Origin of the sequence: Pelosinus fermentans JBW45 (genome assembly GCF_000271665.2) — a bacterium.
Lineage (GTDB): Bacteria > Bacillota > Negativicutes > DSM-13327 > DSM-13327 > Pelosinus > Pelosinus baikalensis.
Genome location: NZ_CP010978.1, coordinates 3453291 through 3474356 on the forward strand (window position 1 = coordinate 3453291; position 21066 = coordinate 3474356).

Below are 21066 nucleotides of genomic sequence, written 5' to 3' on the forward strand. Positions count from 1 at the left end.
TCTTAATCTATATTCTTATTTATCATCATTCTTGCCTTGCTGGTTTTTAAATTTATCGTCAACTTGCCATTTTGTACAGAAGCTGTATAACTCTCGTCTAATGCATCTGTAAATACCGTGTCATCAACAAACTGCGGTACATCCAGTGTTACTTCCATCGCATCGCCTCTGTTCATGGCAACTACAGCGTCTTCATCGCCCCAAGAACGTCCGTATACATAGATATCGCCTTCTGCCTTAAGTGTAAATACATCGCCATAGGCAAAGAGCTTCTTGTTATCGTTTCTTACCTTGATGACCTTTTTGTAATAAGCAAGCAGCTCCTGGTCTTCATTGCCCCACGGATAGGTTTTGCGGGAGTCAGGGTCCGCACTGCCGTACACGCCGGCTTCGTCGCCATAGTAGATAGTCGGTGCGCCTGGATAGCCCATGAGGAAGGCAGCCGCAAGTTTCAATCTTTCCTTGCCCTGTTCATAGTTAAAGTCCCTCAATGTAGCCTGTGCCACGCTTTCCTTGCCGCCCCCAAGCTTGTAAATAGCTCTTACAGTATCATGGGAGTCTACGATATTCATCAAGGCATACAGAGCTTCCTTCGGATAGTTCTGCATCAATACCTTCAGTTCAACATCAGCGGCTGCCGCATCGCCCTTGTTCAGGAAGAGATCGCCGACAGCAAAGCTGAGCTTGTAATTCATCACAGAGTCAAACTGATCACCCGTGAGAAACTGGGAACCATCCTGCCAAATTTCGCCTAAAAGAAGCGGTTCTTGCCCCTGCAATGTCTTGAAGGATTTTACCTCCTTTCTTACAGCTTCCCAAAATTCCGGAGAAACTTCTTTCGCTACATCAATTCTCCAGCCGGCCAGGCCTTTCTTGAGCCATTTTGTGAGAATTGCGTTATCATCATAGATTAAATAGTTATCCAAATCTATGTTGTTGAGCTGGTTCGGGACGTTCTTGAACGGAACCAAGCTCGTGTAGCCCTGCCAGTCATGATAAGCATATTTTGTACCCATATCATCCTTGGTAATTTCATTTCTGATATCAAACCAATTCTGCCAATTATACGGACTGAATTTCTGTCCTTCTGCAATCAAAGAGGCTTTTGCTGCGGCTTCAGCCTTGGCCATGCTCATATGCTTCTTGTTCATCAAATCATAAACTCTGGACCAGTATTCATAAGCGCCAACCCATTCATATTTGCCATAACGGTCAACATAGATAGAGTCATCACCTACATGATTAAATACACCATCCATGATAAGCTGCATGCCACGTTTGTTCATTTCCTGGATAAGCTTGTCAAAGTCTGCCTGCGTGCCAAGGAACGGATCAATGCGTTCATAGTTCACAGTATCATAACGATGATTGGAAGCTGCCTCCATGATTGGATTTACATAGATCGCCGTAACACCGAGATCTTTCAGATAGTCTAGCTTCTGCGTAATCCCGGCCAAATCGCCGCCGAAAAAGTCGTTGCATTCGTACGCATCGCCGTCGGCTGCTGGCGTCTTACTTGCATTGGCAGGGAGCTGATTCCAGCTTCTATGCTGTACAGGCTGCTTGCCTCTAGCCAGAGATTTTGCATTGTCATTGCTCTTGTCACCATTGAAAAAGCGATCGGGCAAAATCTGATAAATTACAGCTTCCTTTGTCCAGTCCGGCGTCTTGTAGTCCGCACTGTATACAGTAAGCTGGAAAGGCTTGCCACCGCGAAGCGTTACCATTCCCGTTTGACCAGGCTTAGCATCTTCGCCATATTCCTTTATGCCATTAAGGAGAAACTTATAACCATAGACACCATTTTCATTCATTTTAATGGTCTTTGTCCAGACATCCTCGTCGCCTTTTGTACCAGAAAAGCTCATGTCATAAACCGTCTTTATGCCAGCGTTGTAATCAATATTATATTCATCACCGCCACCAGCTGTAATCTTTGACTTCAAAAGAATGAGCTGTGCATTCTTGATGTCGCCCTTCTGCCCACGAATTGAAAGTGTAACTTCACTGCCGGTCTTTATAGCCTCGAAAGGCTTGCGGCAGTCAATATCCCAGGTATTGTGATAGATCTTGTCTTCATGGATGCTGCCATCATCCACAATGAGTTTCTTTTCATTTGGGTCAAGATAAAAATTTACCTTACCGTCTTTCGTGAATATAACCTCCTGCGTAACAGGATTTTTGCCCTTCTGGTCAATGATTATTTTATAAGTACCTGCTCTCACATCAAGACTTGTCGTATAGAATTCATCAAGCATCGTATCACGCATGATAAACTCACCGTTTGCCGTTTTTGTCAGATTGCCCGTAATTTTTGGCAATTCGTTGTTATTCAGCATCTTGTAGCTGCTACTATCCGTAATTTTATGAGTTGCATCATTATAGTAAAAGGTAATCTGCTGCGGCTTCAGTAAGTTCAGCTGTACATTGGCACCATCGAAATTGCCGTTCAGTCCGTAGTTCTCGGTCCAGCTGCCATTTATAGCAATCTTATAGAAATAAGCGCCTGCCGGCAAATTTGCCGTGTAGCTGTAAAAGCCATTACCGAGGTCGGTCATTTGCGTCTTCAGATCGGACGGGTCCCAGTCCTTAGCCGCGCCAAGTCGATGCTGTAGATTGCCAACTAGCACAACATTTCTCTGTTGCAGCTCTTTTTCAGCCACAGCCTGTACCGCCTGCACCTCAGTCATTGCCAGCACAGCAAACACCATGAGCACGGCAAATATTCTAGTGAAAATACTCTTTCTTAGCATCTTTCTCCCCCCCTTAAAATTCTTGTAAAATCTCCAAGGCTTTCCTTATACATTATTTTCAGAAATGAAAATCAAGCTGTGTACGGAACAGGGTTCTGTCATCGTTTGTACTGTTAACATTTACTTTCTGTTTAGAGTAGAGTGTCTCCCATTCTACATTTTCCCAAGGCACATATTTAGCACCTAAAATCCAGCCCTTCATATTGCTTGGTAAAGATCCCCATTCATCATCATGCCCGATATCGCCGACTGCACCATAATTTACATAGCGTGTATAAGCGCCAAATGAGCCTACATTTTTAAGATTAGTTCCTTTATAGTCAAGACGAACTGCTTTATCTGTATTGTATTCATCTGCACCCGTCCAAGCATAAGTACCTGTCAACTTCACTGTCGGTGTAAGTTGTGTACGTAAATCAACAGAACCGTATTTGTCACCAAACCATTTTTCTTTATTTGATTCACCATAGGCAACATTTAGTTCCAGATTGTTGGCAATCTTGCCGAAGACATTAGCACCATAAAGGGTATAATCCGCCCCGTCCCATGTAGGAGCAAAGCACCAGCCGCTGACCATCAAATCTTTAGAAATTGGATGCCAGAACTGAATACCATCTGTTTCGCCGCCCTGAAGCATATTCTGATACCCGATACCGCTCCACTTTCTACCGATATTGACATACCAATTATTTGCTATTGTCCCATCAACCCAAATACGTGAAATCGTGCCGGAATGATCTTTATCGATTTCATTGGTATCCCTGCCACTGTGATTATGTTTATTCCCTTGCGCATCCGTAGTAAATGCCGACGTATAATGCGCGTTCTTTTCAAGCTGGAACTTCGCTTTCCAATTATCGGAAATTTTCATTTCACCTTCTAAATCCAGATAAAAACGCTTGTTGTCGTTGTTATATCCTTTGCCATCTGTTTTATCGCTGTCCCACTGTGTACGGACGAATCCAGTGATTTTTACATTATCGATACGGGCATTGACTGCCTCGATTTTCTTATCAAGTGCATCTAGTTCACTGCCGTATTCTTTTTCGAGCTTTTCTACCAGTGCCTGATCGCCGAGCGAACCGGATTTCACTTTGTCCATTGCTTTGGCAACAATGGTCGCCATTTCATAGCGGCTCATCATGCGGTTACCCTGGAATTTACCATCTTCATACCCTTCAATGATGCCGTCCTTAGCCAATTCGTCAAGTGCTGCATAGCTCCAATGATCCTTCGGTACATCGTTAAAGCTGTCTGCAGCTGCCGCAAACGCCGTCGTCGATGCTCCCAATGCCAAAGTGATTGCCAATGCAGATAAACTTTTTTTCACTTTCATTCTATGTCAACTTCCTTTATTTTTAATTTTCTATAAATACTCTCGCAACATACTTCCAACTGAGACAAAACTTTTCTTTGCTTCCCTTCGGATAATTGCTCTTGCTGACTCTATAGCATAGCCGTCAAACCTGTGTATCATCGGCAAATCATTGATTTCATCGCCAATGACATGCACCTCTGAATTTTGCCATGATTTCAACACCAACAGTTTCTCAATACCTTTGCTCTTGTCGATGCCAAGCGGTGTAATATCCACGCTGCCGCGATTCTGGCAGGCATACACCGTATCACCAAACAGCAGGTTGACTTGCCGGGCAGCTTTCGCCGCCCCGTCCAAACTCGCAAACCCCAGTGCAATCTGATGCACTCGGCTAAGTTCATTAATCTCCGCCATTTCTATCATCTTAAGCAGAAAATCCCATTGCTTTGCCTCGCGGGCAATCCAGGAACCTTCCCTTTCTCGGTACACACAGCTCCGCTGTGCCTGCGAAAACGCCACATGCAAGCTCTCTACAACACATGGATGTGTTGCTACTACATAAAGCATCTGCTCAGGTATCTCCGCCTGATAGAGTACCCTGCCGTCCTCATCAAAGATGATCGCGCCGTTGTTGCATATTGCAAAATCATAGCCTATGCCGAAATGCTCCAGCTGCGGAACCAGCATGCCGTAGTCACGTCCTGTGACTACGCCAAACTTGTTGCCAGCCCCACGCCACAGTTGAACCCCCTCCGCATTTTCCGGACAAATTCCATTATCGACAAACAGCGTTCCGTCAAAATCACTTGCTGCAACCTTCAATCGTCGTCCTCCCTTCACAGAGATAGACCCTTGCTTCATAGGCACGCAGAATCTGATTTGGCGCATCTGCATAATTGCCGAGCAATAGTTTCCCATTGCCTGAAAGTTTTGGCAGGCTGTATTCTTTCTCTTTTTCAGAAAAATTACAAAGAACTATCACTTTTTTTTCTTTCATTACACGCATATAAGCATATATCTGTTCATCTGCCTCCAGTAGCTCTTCATAGCTGCCCTTGAGCAATATATCATATTCCTGACGAACCTTTGCCAAACGATGATAATACCGCAGTACGGAATCTTCATCCTGCATCTGCCATCCTGCATTTACTTCGTTATAATTTTCATTCAGTGACAACCACGGCTTGCCGCTCGTAAAACCGGCGTTTTTCGCACTCGTCCACTGCATCGGTGTCCGCGCATTATCACGACTGTATTTCCAGACAAATTCCAGCGCCTGCTGCTTTGAGAATCCCTCCTGCAATGCAAGTGCATATTGCCCCTTGGAGGCGATATCATCATAGCATTCAATGGAAGACCACTTTGTATTTGTCATGCCAAGCTCCTGGCCTTCATAGATAAACGGTGTTCCCTTCAAGGTAAACAATACTGTTGCTATTACCTTTGCCGCTAGCTTTTTATCCGCATTCTTCGGGAAAAATTGATTCACCGAACGCGGCTGATCATGATTTTCAAAGAACGCCGGATACCAGCCGTTTTCTGTCGTTGCCTTCTGGCTGTCGCTAAGTGCCTTTTTGAGCTTTGTTAACTTCCAGGGAGCCGGTCGACACCATAGGCTTGCCTTTTCCATATCTAGGTTCATATGGTTAAACTCAAGTAACATATCAAATGCACCATTCTTGCCTACCCACCGCGGCAACTCCTCAGCTGATACACCGTTGGCCTCTGCCACTGTGAAAATATCCTTCCCCGCAAAGACTTCCCGCTTAAACTCATGCAGGTATTCCAGTATGCCCGGCTGATTCGCTGTTGCCATATGCACATTGCTCATACCGTCCGGACCATCAATTGGCAGGTCCTTTAACACTACTGGCTTCTTTATATATGTAATTGCATCAATGCGAAACCCACCTACACCCTTATCCAGCCAGAAATTTGCTATATCATACAGGATTCTGCGCACCTCAGGATTTTCCCAATTTAAATCCGGCTGCTCCTTAGCAAATGTATGTAGATAATACTGGCCTGTAGCTTCATCAAATGTCCAGGCCGAACCGCCAAATATGCCACGCCAGTTTGTTGGCGGCGCTCCGTTCGGTTTGGCATCACACCATATATACCAGTCACGCTTGCTGTTTTTACAGTCAGAGCGCGACTCCTTGAACCAGTTATGCTGATCTGAGGTATGGTTGAACACTAGATCCATTACAATGCGGATGCCGCGCTTCTTTGCCTCGACAATAAGATTCTCCATATCCGCCATTGTGCCGTACTCCGGTGCAATATTCTTGTAGTCGGCAATATCATAGCCGTTATCTACCATTGGTGATACATACACCGGCGTCAGCCAGACAGCGCCTACTCCTAGATTACGAATATAGTCCAGTTTTTCCGTTATACCGTTTAAATCCCCGATACCATCGCCGCTACTATCACAGAAGCTCTTCGGATAAATCTGATACACCAGCGTCTTTTGCCACCATTTCAAACTGTCCATCTTGATTTCCCCTTTTTAGAAAGTTGCAATTACCGTTTCATTAACCTTTGCTGTCATACCAGAATGTAGCTTCATAAGCGGGTATTCTGAAAAGTTTGTAATAGCTAATATAATAATAGAAGAATATCCTTCCTTTTCAATAAGTTTCTTATCAAAACTCACAAGCCCTTGCCCTGCTTTTACCTTCTGTCCTTGTTTTACAAGTACATGGAAACCACGGCCTTCCATTTTCACCGTATCAATGCCAATATGGATGAGGATTTCCACGCCACTTGCCAAACGCATACCTACAGCATGACCGGATTCTTCCATGACCATAGTGATTTCACCGTCTGCCGGAGCTGTCATCGTTTCATTCTGCGGATAGATCGCTATACCGTCACCCATCATCTTCTGCGCAAACATTTCATCTTTAACTTCCGTTATAGGGATGACCTTACCGTTGACAAATGCCTTGAGTGTTGTTGATTTTTCCGTGCCGGATGCAGTTTCTACACCTGATATATCCTGCAGCAATGCTTCAAAACGTTCTCTTACCTGCGGTACAGATAAGCCGACAATAACCTGAACTGCATGACCGTTCTTTACAAGACCATGAGCACCTGCTTTTGTAAACGCACTTACGCCTTTGACAAGCGTATCATCTACGACCGTTACGCGAAGACGTGTAGCACAATTTGTTACATCCTTGATATTCTCCTTACCGCCGAGAGCTTCAAGGAATACGGCTGCCTTAAGATCGCGTTCATCTACCTTTAGGTTTTCACCTACCTTGCCTTCCATGGCTTTCTTTGCTTTATATTCAGCTTTGGAATAAAGTTTATCTTCTTCAACATCATCCGTACGACCCGGGGTCTTATAGTCATTCTTCAGAATGAGATAACGGAACACGAAGAAATAAATAGCCGTAAAACAAAGACCGATGATAATCTGCGTAATATAAATTGCAGAATGATATTTAAATAGAGGAATCCAATTCTGCACAATGGCGTCAATAAGTCCACCGCCGAAAGAACCGACTACACCAAATAGAAATGATGTTGCAGCAAGCGTTGCAGCAAGGAATGCATGTACTGCAAAAAGCACAGGAGCTATAAACAGGAATGTAAATTCAAGTGGTTCTGTAATCCCGCATATAACTGCCGTAATCGTTGCTGGAATCAAAAGACCGGCAACAGCTTTCTTTTTAGCTGGTTTTGCCGTAGCATAAATAGCAAGCGCAATCCCCGGAATACCGAACAGTTTTGAAGAACCGTGCAGTGAGAAACCAGCACCTGGAAACGCTTCTTTCAAAGAATGAGATGAAGTTGCAAAATCTTGCAAATGCTGTAACCAGTACTGCTGAATACCACCTTCAACAATAGCTGGACCGAAAATAAACGGTGTGTAAATGAAGTGATGAAGACCTGTAGGAATCAAAATTCTTTCACTGAAGGTATAGAGCCATACGCCAAGCGCGTCACTGGCCTTTAAAAAATCCTGAAAAGCTCCGATTGTGTGTTGTATACCAGGCCATACAAGGCAGAAAAAGTATGCCATTGGTAACATTAGAAAAAATCCGGCTGCTACAACGAGAGACGAACCTTTAAAGATACCAAGGTAATCCGGAAGATCTACATCAAAGAGACGATTATGCAGCCATACTGTAATTGCCGAAATCAAGATAGCACCCAGCATACCGAGGTCAAGCGTCTTGATATTGCTAATCATTGCAAGACCTGTGCCGCCGCCTGCTTTCAAGCTGTAGTCCACGCCGAACGACGGACCTGCCAGTGTGAGTATTCCCGAAATAAAATAGTTAAACACAACATAGATCACAAACGATTCCATGCAGGCTCTTGCCTGATTTTTCTTTGCCAGACCAATTGGTAGAGAGATTGCAAATAAAAGCGGCATTTGCGCAAAGACTGTCCATGATCCCTGTTCAATTACATACCAAAGGTTATACCAGAATGTACCCTTTATCGCTATACTGCCAACAATATCCGGGTTCTTAAAGATAATGGATAATGACACCATGATACCAAAGAAGGAAAACAGTATAACTGGCGTAAACATTGCTCCGCCGAAACGCTGTACATTTTGCATGACAATGTCCTTGTTGATCGACATAACCCCACCCCCATCAAATAGTTTCTTTAGCCGCAACTTTTCACTTACAATTTTGAATTTTGAGAATTTTCTTTGCAGATACATAAAACTGATTCTCCTTATTGCAGGAATCTTGTCGTACCTAGTTTTTTGTCATGACAAATAGTTTTTAGCTCAATTTGAAATCTTCTATTTCAAATTGCTTTATAAGATATCTTGTGTTTTATCATAGCCCCTTATCACCACACATTCAATAGATTCAAAGCATTACGGCCCTATGACACAAATGCGTACCAAAGTACATTTTGTGTACTTTGGTACATGCATATAAAAATATAAAAACTGCCTCAAACTTTCGTCGAAGACAGTCTCATTTTTCCTACTTTATTTTATTCTTGCGGTACAACTTATACTTTACATACCATATCTCTATCAGCAGGAAATATGGCAGCATTGACTGATACGGCGTCTTGTCCTCATCTGCCTCATAGAGCTGAAACGTCGCCGGTGTAACATATAGATTCTCTGTACTCAGGCCCGCCAATGTATTATCATGTAATCGGGTAATCGATATAAGCGGTACATCCTTGAGCTGCAGCTTCTGCGCAAACTCCACCGCCATCGGCGTCTCACCGCTCAATGAAACAATAATAACCAGATCATCCGGCTTCATCATCTTGGCCAACGAATGGAACTCCTCCTGCCCTCGCACCTCGTAGATCAATACATCATCAAAAAAGAAAAGTCTCTTTATCTCCTGTACAACATTACTCTGTACGTACCCCGATGCATAAGCAAATACCCGCTTGGCACCATACATGAGCCTGCTGGCACCATCATAATTGCGCTTAACGATTTCCTTCCAGCTATGCTGATAAAAGCTTGTTATAGCTCCAAGCACATCCTGCTCATCACCAATGTTTCGTTCCTCTTCCATCTTCAATACAGCCTTCAGTTCGCCGAATCCGTCAAGGGAAAGTTTCTTGGCAAACCGTACCACGGTTGTACTTGATACGCAGCATTCCTTGGCTAAATCATGGATCGACATATGCCGGCATTTTTGTTTATGATTAAAAATATACTTCCATATCCCCATATCAGTCTGGTTCAAAGACGCTTTACGCTTATTAATTATTTCTTCTAATTTCATCTTCAAGCTCCTAATTTTTGAACAAATCGCAAGGACGATTCTTTTGAGTCACTCCCATCTTCTTGTCCCATGTCATCAATATTTATCCATAAACCTGAAAAACAGTATTCTATATTTCCATTCTATTTACCATTAATATACAAAACTCCTGCAAGGCAAGGTTGCTTTGCAGGAGTTTGTCGTATATTGTTTTTTGATCAGCTCCTCTTATTAGGAGTCTACAATGACTTTAGAAGAAAAAGAAGTTTTTAGGCTGAGTCTGCTATCGGCTTTTGTTGCAGAGCATTCATTAGCTTTGACACCTGTCAAAGACCAAGATCATAAATCCTATTGGCGTTGTCAAAAAACACTTTGTCATGATGCTTTTCTGGAATAATATGAGCAACAAACTCAATATAATTGGAGATGTTAGCCAGCGGCCAATCTGTCCCATACAGCAGGCGGTCATAGTTGTCCAGATATTCCAGCCATACTTTTAAGAAGTTAATATAGCCGTGCTTTCTTTCAAAAAAATCCGACATGCTATCGATCCGGCCTTCCAAAATTCCCGAAAGATCGGCAGCTACATTTTCATTTTTCTCAATAACCGCAATAGCATCTACTAGCCATGGATTACCAATATGGCACATAACAAACTGAACATGAGGATAGCGTACTGCTACCTCATCCAAAGTCATAGGATGACTGTATTTCAACAGGGCATTGCTGGAGGCTGTCAATCCGGTATGAATGGCCACTGGTTTTTTATACTGCATTGCCAGCTGATAAAACGGGTCAACCACCGAATCGTAAATATAAAAGTGATTGTAGCCCGGATATAGCTTAATGCCCACACAGTTTTTTCTTTGCAAATGTTTTTCTACTAAATAAGCTTGCTGCACCACCTCATCCACGTTAAAGCAGGTGCTATCCAGCCCGATGCAATAGCTAAGATAGTCAGGGTAATCGTGTTCGCGGAGCTCCAGGCTCCGGTTGCCCATGACCACACCATGAACAATGTTATGCGCAGCATATTGATCTTTCAGATGCGCACTAGTATTTTTATGGCCCGCCACTTCTGCAATCTGGTCAAAGTAAGGGTCCTGACAGAAATGGATGTGGGCATCAATAATCTTCATTGGGCATTAGTCCTTCCTCAAATGTTTTCTTTTGCGTATATTCCTATCCTACATTATCTGCAGCCTATCTTTTAAAGAATAACCCATATATATTCTTATCATACCATCGTATACTGCTAATGAGAAGTAGTATCATACAGCATTTTTTACAGGTACATTGCTTTTTCCTGCCCCTTGTCTTATCCTGCACTTATATACTGGAGGCAATTGGATTTTATTATCAGTCCCTGTTGCCAAATAAATATTCTCGCGTCGTGCCTAAGAAAGATTGAAGGGTTGGTGATATCCATTTATCTTTGTGATACAACATCTGTACTTTGTAATTGGGAATAGGCCCATCCCAGCAGATAGCATGAATTCGACCTTCTGCTAATTCTTTTTCAACTGTAAACCTAGGCAGCATGGAAATTCCTAGACCAAGCATGATCCGTGGATAACTGCCGTAGTGTTAAAAATCTAATGGGTTTTTACCCACCGTATAGTAATACAAATTAGCATGAGTTGAATTGCGGATAAAAATAGGCATTAGTCAATATTTTGACCAATGCCTATTATGACTTACCAGTTTTCATAATGGGGTATTTCCAGTCTTTTATTTACTATCTCATTTTTCTCTCCAAATATTCAACAGTAAATTGTACAGCTTGATTTGTTAGTCCCTCACATAAATGTGGTGGATTATCTGGCTTAAAACCTTGTGGGCGCAATTGTTTGCATGATAAGCTACCAAATTTCCCTTCAAATTCTTGTGCAAAGCAATAACATACATTAATTATTTCTTCTGCCGGTACCCCTTTCTCTTTTCCCAAAATACCAATCAACATCAAAGAGCCTTCTACCAAGCCACACTGTGCGCCAAAGCCGCCAGCACCATGCATACCGATAGCAGAATGAATTACTTGCCTATCTAAATTTATTTCATATAACTCCGACAATGTATTTAGCATGGTTGTCGCACAATTAACATTTTCACGCCAATAATAGTCAGATACTCTTTCCTTAATATATTCCTCTATTTTCATTCCACATCCCTCACTAAATGAATCACTATTTAAATACAGGCTTTAAAAAACTGCGTTCATAACTCAAAATACAGCGAGTTGTTTCTGCAAAATCAAAAGCAATCTTGCATGCATCATCAGTTTTAATAATTTCTCTATATCGCTCATATTCAGCAAGACTTGGGAAGCTAAATAAAGCATAAGCAACATTGTTTGCTCCTTCATGGGGCAAAAAGTATCCATGATGAACACCACCTAGTTTATTTACAAGTGGTATCCACATCTTTCCGTATTCTTCAAACTCTGCGACTTTATAAGGATCAATAATATATCGCAAATAACAAGTAACCATTAATTAGTCCCCCTTTTTAAATTTGAGAATGCCTGGGATTCATTATAAAACAGTATCAATAACAAAGGTTGTTGATGTTTCTATTATCCCATCAAATTTCCAAACACGATCTAGTATCTTTGTCGTATCTTCCGGTGATGAAATTCTCGTTTTTAATAGCACACACCATTCTCCTGCCAGACGGTGACACTCCTCTACGACTACTCCGTCCATGTCCAAGCCAGCTATTTCTTCCGCAATTTTGGCAAAATAGCTTCCGTTTATTTTTAGAAATATTAAGCATCGGATACAGGGTGTAACTTTTCGCCAATCAATTAATGCCTTATACCCAGTTATTATCCCCTCTTGTTCTAAATTCTCAATCCGTTTATGTATAGCTGGTCTAGACAGGTGTAATCTTTTAGCAATTTCTTCGTGACTAACTCTACCATTTTGTTCTAGAATTTTAATAATCTCTTTATCAATATGATCCATAAGTATCCTCCTCGTATAATTGTATCACATTTCATCTCATTGCAAACTATAAGTAATTATTTATAGAAAATATTCTACTAATAGTAATCAAATCCCTCTAATAATCTATTTTCATTTCATTAAAGTAGTAAAATGGCAATAAAATAGTTAATCTTCATTACGATTCGTAAAAAACCGCAGAAATTATTACGTTTCTTTATACCAAAATCCAGGATTTCGCAAAAATGCTTGAAATCCTGGATTTTTTAGTCATATTATACTCATACATGCGGGTTGAGTTTTAATGACAGCCTACCTTTGAATGATATCGTCTAACGTCTTTAAGTCCATTACCTTAATAATGCAGCTTAGTTTCATCGTTCAACCGTTAAAATTTTTACCCCCAAAAGCAAATAAATTCCTCCGCATACTTTGTTCATCATATGAGTCGCTCGACTTCTTTGCCGAAGGAAATTTGTCATACCAGATGAGAAAAAAACGAGTAGTAAGCACCAAAGAGTACCGGTTATTACGAAAGTTACTCCAAGGAGTATAAAAGGTAAAATACCATAGCTATTCTCTAAGACAATAAACTGGGGAAGAAAGGACAGAAAAAAAAGGGCAACCTTGGGATTGAGTACACTGGTTAGAAGCCCCTGCAAATATAGATCTTGATTAGACATGACTTCTCCATTAGGTGAAACCAGCGTACTATTTTTTGCAAGTAAAGTAGTGATACCTAAATAAGCAAGATAGAAAGCACCGGCTATTTTGACAATGGTAAATACAAAATAAGATTGAGCTAGGATGACAGATAATCCCAATGCAGCAAGTAAGGTATGAACTAAACCTCCTGAACTAATACCTAATGCAGAATAAATACCCGCCCTACGACCTTGTGATATACTGCGACTTAAAACATATATGGTATCGGGTCCAGGAGTTAGATTCAGTATGATACCCGCAAGTAAGAACATCTCATAGTGAACGATTCCAAACATGATCATTCCTCCTTTATCACTTCTTTACTTTATTCTCTGTACAGCCCGCAATAAATGATCGTACACCCATGCAATACCCAGAAATCATATCGTTCATTTTACCGAGTAATTGATTCTTTTCGATATACCATGCCTTCACTTGCTCAATAGCGAGGGGACATTGTAGCCAATGTCTTTTCTGGTTATAACACCCAGGGAAATTAGGACAGATTATTGGAATAATATTATCAAACAATCTTGGCGGGGTGATATATTTGTTGCTAGATCAATTTCTTAGTCATCAAAAGTTACCAAGAATCCTAATCCTTCGTTTAAGTTCTATTGGTGATGTCCTGCAGGCTTCACCCGTCGCTCGTGAACTCCGAAAGGCTTTCCCTTCTGCATATATATCTTGGCTGGTAGAGTCGAAATCACAAGAAGTCATTCAAGATAACAGTAATATTGACAGCATTTTTGTATGGCCTCGCAAGGAGTGGAACGACGAGGCCAGAAAAGCAGGCGACTATCATGCTTTAGTCAAAAAAACTCTAGCCTTCGTTAAGCAAATACGAAAGGAGAAGTTTCAGGTCAGTATTGATCTGCACGGAATGCTTAGAAGTGGGTTACTAGGCTATCTCAGTGGTGCTAAATACCGACTATGTTTACCCAACCCTCCGGAGCATGCCGAATACTTTGCTAATGTTAAAGTGAAGACTGAAAATTTTCCTACCGTGTTCTCACGGTATTTGAGTGTTCTAAAAGAATTCGGCATTCATAGGACTGAGCCCGAAATGGAAATGCAGATTTCATTATGCGACGAACGATTTGCTATGGAATTTATGGCGAATCACGGTCTTAAGGAGAGAGGTTTCTTTATACTTAATCCTGCGACAAGTCAGCCAGATAAATGCTGGCCTACAGCTAAATTCGCAAAGTTAGGAGATATGCTGGTAGACACATACCAGTTGCCAATACTAATCTCTGGGGCTAAAAGCGATCGCCCTCTTACTAAAAAGATTATAGCTGGAATGAGACATAAACCCATCGATGTTACCGGATTAGTCAATCTAAAGCAGCTAGGAGCCATAACAAAACAAGCACGTACATTTATCTCCGGTGATACAGGCCCCCTCTATATTGCTCAAGCAGTGGGAACGCCTACTGTTGCTATATTTGGGCCGACTAATGCCAACTACTATAGCTTAGGAAATAAAAATCATATTTTCATTCAGGGAAGGGATGCACGCACGAATAATGTAACTACTATTGAACTTTATCGTGCCGTAAGACAGTTAATGCTTTAAAAGTATTTACTAACTCACTTTCGCCGAGAAAAGGAGATGACATTTTATCGATGCTTAAGGATCTGTTTAACAAAACCTTGCAGAAAATAATGGAAGCCGAGATGGATACAAATTACTCACCGTCACCACCAAGGAAACTACCCAGACCACCAAGTATGGTGCCTCCTAGAACAGCCTTGCCAAGCACACTTCCTTCCTCTCTACTTCCGCCTCTCTGCGGCGCTGCTGCCAACATCCGCCCAGCCAATCGAGAAAAGGGCAGTGACTGCAGCCAAATTTTCCCTGGGCCTTGTAAAACGGCAAAGAACAATCCTTCGCCGCCAAACAAAGAACTCTTGATATTTCCCGCTTGTTGAATATCGAACTGAACACTAGGCTCAAAAGCTACAATACATCCAGTATCAACGTGTAATACTTCACCCGACTGAAGTTGACGCTCGACAATAGTACCACCAGCATGCATAAACGAGAGACCATCACCCTCAAGTTTCTGCATGATAAACCCTTCACCGCCGAACAATCCTGTCATGATTTTACGTTGAAAATAAATCCCTACTGAAACACCTTTTGCTGCACATAAAAAACTGTCTTTCTGACAAATTATAGAACCGCCAAGTTGCGCTAGATGCATCGGAATGATGTTGCCGGGATAGGGCGCGCCGAAAGCGACTTTAGCTTTGTTATAACCACGGTGAGTAAAAACAGTCATAAACAGACTCTCGCCTGTCAGCAATCGTTTACCAGCACCCACTAGCTTATCAAACAAGCCTCCTTGGCTGCTTTTAGCCGATCCATCGCCAAAAATAGTATCCATTTCTACGGCGCTGTCTTTGTACATCATGGCTCCAGCTTCCGCTATCACGCTTTCACCAGGATCAAGTTCCACTTCGACAAACTGCATCTCAGTGCCAAATATCTTATAGTCCACTTCATCAGAAGTGCGAGTACGTATAGTCGTAGGAAGCACACTGCGTACTGGCGGACCAGATGCATTAGATGATGCTGCCGCTAATTCAGCTATTTTTTCAATGGGAATCCACTCAGGAAATCCTTCCCTCCAAGCAAGACCATTAGAATTCGCTTTTGCATAGCTCCTTGCTTGAGTCGCGGTCAGCGGGCCAAATTGCTTACCGTCATAATCTAAGTACCACTCCATTTCTATTCCCTCCTATTTTCCTATTTTCCTATTTTCCTATTTTCCTATTTTCCTATTTTCCTATTTTCCTACTATTATATGGCAAAAAACGTAAGGGAGCAAAAAAAATCAATTCGTTTTTTTATACGACTCTTTTTTGCATTATAAATTAATTCTTTTTCATGGCATAAATAGCAGATACAACGGCATCACCAACTTCATTCGTCTTAGCTTTTCCTCCCAAATCCGGCGTCAAGCATTCATTCTTAACTAATACTTGTTCGATCGCTGTTAAAACGATTTTTCCCCATTCTTCCTGTCCAAAAAAGTCAAGCATTTGACTAACTGACCAAATGGAAGCTATAGGATTGGCAATGGCTTTTCCAGCAATATCAGGCGCAGAGCCATGAATTGGTTCAAACATAGAAGGATATTTACGTTCTGGGTTCAAATTTGCACCGGCTGCCAGACCCATACCACCAGTAATGGCAGCTCCTAAATCGGTAAGTATATCGCCGAAAAGATTAGAGGTCACGACAATCTGAAAGCGCCCAGGATCTTTTACAAAAAACATGCTGGCTGCATCAACCAGATAGGAATAGGTTTTTACATCCGGATATTCTTTGCTAACTTCTACAAATACCTGATCCCAAAAGACCATGGAATAATTTAAAGCATTGGCTTTACTAATGCTCGTGAGTGTTTTTCCTGTTTTCCGGGCTAACTCATAAGCATAACGGATAACACGTTCTGTTCCTTTACGCGAGAAAACCCCAGTTTGTAAAACTACTTCCTCAGGTTTGCCTTTAAATAACCAATCGCCTGCCCCTGCATATTCTCCTTCACTGTTTTCGCGAACGACAAGCATATCGATTTGGCCTGGCTGGACACCATTTAAAGGACAAGGCGCACCTTTTAACAATTGAATCGGCCGCAAATTGATATACTGATCAAAGCCTTTTCTGATCCTTAACAACAAATCCCACAGAGAAATATGATCTGGAACGCCGGGGTAACCAACAGCTCCTAAATAGATGGCGTCAAACTCCTGCAAACAATCCATGCCAGCATCGTCCATCATTTTCCCATGTTTAAGGTAGTACTCGCAGCCCCAGGAAAAGGTTACAAAATCAAATGAAAATGTTCCGTCTAGTTTTGCCACTTCTTTCAATACTTTTATACCTTCAGCCAATACTTCTGGGCCAATTCCATCACCAGGAATAACGGCAACTTTATACGTCTTCATGCTAACTCCCCCTATTTAGTAAGTTTTAGCCTATTAGAAGTATCACTATGTAAATCAACAATTTTCAAAGCTATTCCCCCAATTAAATATTGTATATACCATCTTCATTCTCGTTCTTCTTTGAAATTCTTTAGTTCTTTCCAATCCTGTTCAATATTTTCACGCATTTTCTTTAACAATTGAAATGCGGCTTCTTTTTCCTCTAAATTAAATCCATTAAAGCAGCTTTCAATATTCTGATTCTCTTCTTGAATGATATAGGAATAAGCCTCCTTAGCTTTTGCTGAAGGAAAAAGATGCCACATCCGTTTATCATCATTACCACGTTCTCTTCGCACATAGTTCTCATCCATCAACTTTTGAACCGCCTTGGTTGTTGTTGCTTTGTCCACTTTCAATATATTAGAAAGTTCAACCAAATTAACACCAGGGCACTCGCAAATACGAGTCAGGAAAATAAATTGCCCTCTTTGTAATTTTATTTCTCGGAATTTTATATCACTAATGGACTGAATGCAGCGTGCGAGCATTCCAACTTCCCTTAAGACCTCATTTTTCAATTTGTTAATCAGTCATTCCCCCATTACTAAATTAGTTATTATTTCACTAATTATAACTATATAATTCTTTAGTTGAAATATCAACTTTTATTGCAATCCATTTACATAAATACCCTCCTCAGCAAAAACTAGCCTGAATCCTAATTACTATGGATTCAGGCTAGTTACCAGTGATACGGTCACCTTGGCTCATATAACTGTCAGAGGTCCTATACTTATCGATGCGGGTGAAATCATTATTTTGAACTTATGGAAAAGATTAAGACATCTTATAACTACTTTAAGTAATTCTCCTACAAATTGAATACCACTATCGTAAAAGATATCAAACTATATATGATAGAATTACTATACTTGAAAAGTCTTAATAGAATCGTCCTAGCTATTCACCTCATTTTATAAATCTGCCCACTCCCTAACGCTATTTAATATTTTCAAAAGCCTATTATCAAATAGCTCTTGCTTATCTACTTTATATTTATTCCGGATAAAACTAAACAGCTTGCCTCCATCGATCTTATTGTTTGTACAGATGTCTTCAGATGGGAAATCCAGCATCCATTTATACCTTGGAAATAAGTGAAAGTGGAAATGACTAGTTTCTTCACCTAAACTAAGTATGTAAACCCTATCAATGTCTTTTTCTTTAATAAGAACTTCAATTATTGCCTTAGAAAGGTTTGCTATTTGAGATAGCTCTTCTGGCTCTAATTGTTCCAAACCCTCCACATGCCTTACTGGTGACAGAATGAAATACCCGCCTATATTTATATCCAAACAATGGTGTAGGATAACAAAATTGTTTTTGTAGATAATCCCTCCTGGTGGTATTACTTCTTTATTTATAATCCGGCATGTAATACAAATAGTGTCCACCCCTAATCCTTTACTTTTAGTAACCTAACTCTACCTGGCTTAGATAAGTATAGTTTTAATTTACCAATTTTCATAATGGATTATTTGCTCAACTTTATAGTGCCCCCCAAGATCAAAACACGGGCTACTGGTAAAAAAGAGGGGGCCAAGCGAATTGTAATACCGTATTACCCTATAACATTTATATACAATTTACATACAAAAAATCCTGCAATCATTTATATCTCGCAGGATTTTTCGCCATTACTAGTGATTCCGTTATAGCTGCGTTATCTTACTGAAACCTGATTAAGACATCGAAGTTACAATACGGGTAAGATCATCTCCGGAAATGACTTCCTTCTCTTTTAAAAACTGTGCGACCTCATGTAAAACAGCAATGTGCTCGGTGAGAATCTGCTTAGCTGTATTTTGTGCTTCATCCAGCAATCGATGAATTTCTTGATCAATATGTAAAATCGTAGCAGGACTTAAATCTTCCCGACCTGAAACTCCACTTCTTAGGTAAGTTCCTGTAGTATTTGCATAGCGAACCGGTCCTAGCTTTAAGGACATCCCGAACTCAGTAATCATACGCCGTGCCATTTCTGTAGCTCGTTCAAGGTCATTGGAAGCACCGGTAGAGGCTTCCTGAAAAATAATGAGTTCTGCCGCCCTTCCGCCAAGCATTACGGCGATGCGTGCCTTAAGTTCGTTCTCTCCGATTAGATAGCGATCTTCTTCCGGCATCTGCATGGTATAGCCCAGCGCACCTTTTGCAGTTGGGATAATGCTGATTTTGTGAACCGGATCGGTTCCAGGAAGATAATAAGCAGTAAGTGCGTGGCCGACCTCATGATAAGAAACCTTAGACCGAATCGCATCGGAAAGGGGCGTTTTTCGCTGCAGTCCGGCTACAACCCGCTCGATAGCTAAATCAAAATCAGCCATAGAAATTGTCTTAGTCCCTTGCCGGATGGCTAGTAAGGCAGCTTCATTGGCAAGATTGGCTAATTCCGCTCCTGAAAAACCAGCTGTTATCTTAGCGAGACGTTCGAGATTTACATCATCGCCAAGGGGCATGCTGCGAGTATGAATGGTTAGAATTTCAAGACGACCTGGCTCAGTAGGTAAATTTACTTGAATCTGTCGGTCAAAACGGCCTGGTCGTATCAATGCAGCATCCAGGATTTCCGGTCGATTGGTAGCTGCCATAATGACCACACCAGAATTAGCCGCAAATCCGTCCATTTCTGCCAACAACTGATTCAAAGTATTTTCCTGTTCGCTGTTTCCGCCTATCCCTGCTACACTCGTCCGTGCTTGTCCAATGGCATCAATTTCGTCAATAAAGATAATACAGGGGGCCTTCTTTTGTGCCTGTTCGAAAAGATCTCGTACCCTTGCAGCTCCTACCCCGACAAACATTTCAACAAAACTTGAACCGGTAAGAAAGAAAAATGGAACTTCCGCCTCTCCCGCTGTCGCCTTAGCAAGAAGCGTTTTTCCTGTTCCAGGTGAACCAGCAAGAAGCACCCCTTTGGGCAGCTTCGCTCCCATTTTGCTAAACTTCTCTGGATTTTTCAGATATTCAATGATTTCCCGCAATTCAACTTCTGCTTCGCCGACCCCGCCGACATCACTGAATTTAATACCAATCATTTCTCCGCTAATCTCATGCGCTTTACTTTTCCCCAGAGACATGGCGTTAGGCCCCCCGCCTCCCATCCGCTTAAAAATGAAGTACCAGATTAAGAATAAAGGTAGTAGAGGCAGAATAAATCCAAATAGGGTTGAAAGCAAACCTTTCGTTGGAGCTTGAGCCGAAAAAGCTACTCCCGAGGCAATCAGGCGATCCACCAAGTCTGGATCAGTGACTGCCACAACATTAGCGGAAGTTTCTTTTTGATTTTCCGTGGCTTTCAACGTAAAAACAATGCGGTCGCCATTTAAAATAACCTCATTAATCTTGTTCTCTTTTAAATTCTGGAGGAAAACATTGTAGCTGACCTCTGTTTCGCGGATAATGAATGGTTTATAAACAAGATCGTTAAAGAGCCAAGTTGCCAGAATGGCGATAATAAGATACCCTGCGGAAAAACTTCGTTGTTTGTTATCCATATGATCCTCCTTTTGGGCTTTTCTTATTATCATGTACATGATCGGGAGAAATTATGATTAGCAGTAACTTTCCCCCTTTACCACCTGACATCTTTATTGGGCAAGACTAAAAACCCGCGAAAAACCTTTTTT

At 41.5% G+C, this 21066-nt stretch carries 18 protein-coding genes; 1 reads left to right on the plus strand and 17 read right to left on the minus strand.

The genetic code is table 11. From position 1 onward, the window contains the following. Positions 1 to 2: 2 nt before the first annotated feature. The 12 genes from JBW_RS15365 to JBW_RS15420 all read right to left on the minus strand — a co-directional run bounded on the left by JBW_RS15365 (position 3) and on the right by JBW_RS15420 (position 13734). Positions 3 to 2753, minus strand: coding sequence for an alpha-amylase family glycosyl hydrolase (locus tag JBW_RS15365; RefSeq protein ID WP_007954482.1), 2751 nt, complete (start codon positions 2751 to 2753; stop codon positions 3 to 5). 58 nt (positions 2754 to 2811) lie between these two features. Then, entirely contained in the window at positions 2812 to 4089 is a 1278-nt protein-coding gene (locus tag JBW_RS15370; protein ID WP_007954480.1) for an S-layer homology domain-containing protein, read from the minus strand. Positions 4090 to 4119: 30 nt separating this feature from the next. Beyond that, positions 4120 to 4893 carry an HAD-IIB family hydrolase gene (locus JBW_RS15375; RefSeq protein WP_007954478.1) on the minus strand — a complete coding sequence of 258 codons (774 nt, stop codon included), beginning with the start codon at positions 4891 to 4893 and terminating at the stop codon, positions 4120 to 4122. Further along, complete coding sequence (locus tag JBW_RS15380) at positions 4874 to 6568, minus strand: glycoside hydrolase family 13 protein (protein WP_007954476.1); 1695 nt, start codon at positions 6566 to 6568, stop codon at positions 4874 to 4876. Before JBW_RS15380 ends, JBW_RS15375 begins: the two co-directional genes overlap by 20 nt. A gap of 15 nt (positions 6569 to 6583) precedes the next feature. After that, on the minus strand, positions 6584 to 8680 hold the full coding sequence (locus tag JBW_RS15385; protein ID WP_036680542.1) for an alpha-glucoside-specific PTS transporter subunit IIBC: 2097 nt from the start codon (positions 8678 to 8680) through the stop codon (positions 6584 to 6586). A 358-nt stretch (positions 8681 to 9038) separates the two neighbouring features. Further along, positions 9039 to 9809 carry a MurR/RpiR family transcriptional regulator gene (locus JBW_RS15390; RefSeq protein ID WP_007954474.1) on the minus strand — a complete coding sequence of 257 codons (771 nt, stop codon included), beginning with the start codon at positions 9807 to 9809 and terminating at the stop codon, positions 9039 to 9041. A 305-nt stretch (positions 9810 to 10114) separates the two neighbouring features. Continuing rightward, complete coding sequence (locus tag JBW_RS15395) at positions 10115 to 10927, minus strand: amidohydrolase family protein (RefSeq protein ID WP_007954472.1); 813 nt, start codon at positions 10925 to 10927, stop codon at positions 10115 to 10117. Positions 10928 to 11147: 220 nt separating this feature from the next. Continuing rightward, positions 11148 to 11351 (minus strand): LysR substrate-binding domain-containing protein, encoded by a 204-nt coding sequence (locus JBW_RS15400; RefSeq protein WP_082076230.1) that lies wholly within the window; start codon positions 11349 to 11351, stop codon positions 11148 to 11150. A 175-nt stretch (positions 11352 to 11526) separates the two neighbouring features. After that, complete coding sequence (locus JBW_RS15405) at positions 11527 to 11949, minus strand: C-GCAxxG-C-C family protein (protein WP_007954471.1); 423 nt, start codon at positions 11947 to 11949, stop codon at positions 11527 to 11529. A gap of 25 nt (positions 11950 to 11974) precedes the next feature. Further along, positions 11975 to 12280 carry an NIPSNAP family protein gene (locus JBW_RS15410; RefSeq protein ID WP_007954470.1) on the minus strand — a complete coding sequence of 102 codons (306 nt, stop codon included), beginning with the start codon at positions 12278 to 12280 and terminating at the stop codon, positions 11975 to 11977. Positions 12281 to 12322: 42 nt separating this feature from the next. Then, positions 12323 to 12754 (minus strand): Lrp/AsnC family transcriptional regulator, encoded by a 432-nt coding sequence (locus tag JBW_RS15415; protein ID WP_007954469.1) that lies wholly within the window; start codon positions 12752 to 12754, stop codon positions 12323 to 12325. A 353-nt stretch (positions 12755 to 13107) separates the two neighbouring features. Continuing rightward, positions 13108 to 13734, minus strand: coding sequence for a LysE family translocator (locus JBW_RS15420; RefSeq protein WP_007954464.1), 627 nt, complete (start codon positions 13732 to 13734; stop codon positions 13108 to 13110). Positions 13735 to 13991: 257 nt separating this feature from the next. On the opposite strand from JBW_RS15420, the gene JBW_RS15425 reads away from it, so the two are divergent. Continuing rightward, positions 13992 to 15017 carry a glycosyltransferase family 9 protein gene (locus JBW_RS15425; protein WP_235333801.1) on the plus strand — a complete coding sequence of 342 codons (1026 nt, stop codon included), beginning with the start codon at positions 13992 to 13994 and terminating at the stop codon, positions 15015 to 15017. A gap of 112 nt (positions 15018 to 15129) precedes the next feature. On the opposite strand, the gene JBW_RS15430 is transcribed toward JBW_RS15425, so the two are convergent. The 5 genes from JBW_RS15430 to ftsH all read right to left on the minus strand — a co-directional run bounded on the left by JBW_RS15430 (position 15130) and on the right by ftsH (position 20934). Continuing rightward, complete coding sequence (locus tag JBW_RS15430) at positions 15130 to 16173, minus strand: TIGR00266 family protein (protein ID WP_007954460.1); 1044 nt, start codon at positions 16171 to 16173, stop codon at positions 15130 to 15132. A 148-nt stretch (positions 16174 to 16321) separates the two neighbouring features. After that, positions 16322 to 17398, minus strand: coding sequence for a tartrate dehydrogenase (locus JBW_RS15435; RefSeq protein WP_007954457.1), 1077 nt, complete (start codon positions 17396 to 17398; stop codon positions 16322 to 16324). A 104-nt stretch (positions 17399 to 17502) separates the two neighbouring features. Then, complete coding sequence (locus JBW_RS15440; protein ID WP_235333809.1) at positions 17503 to 17958, minus strand: MarR family winged helix-turn-helix transcriptional regulator; 456 nt, start codon at positions 17956 to 17958, stop codon at positions 17503 to 17505. 396 nt (positions 17959 to 18354) lie between these two features. Continuing rightward, on the minus strand, positions 18355 to 18834 hold the full coding sequence (locus JBW_RS15445) for an HIT family protein (RefSeq protein WP_007954450.1): 480 nt from the start codon (positions 18832 to 18834) through the stop codon (positions 18355 to 18357). Positions 18835 to 19122: 288 nt separating this feature from the next. Further along, on the minus strand, positions 19123 to 20934 hold the full coding sequence (gene ftsH, locus JBW_RS15450) for an ATP-dependent zinc metalloprotease FtsH (protein ID WP_007954448.1): 1812 nt from the start codon (positions 20932 to 20934) through the stop codon (positions 19123 to 19125). Positions 20935 to 21066: the final 132 nt, after the last annotated feature.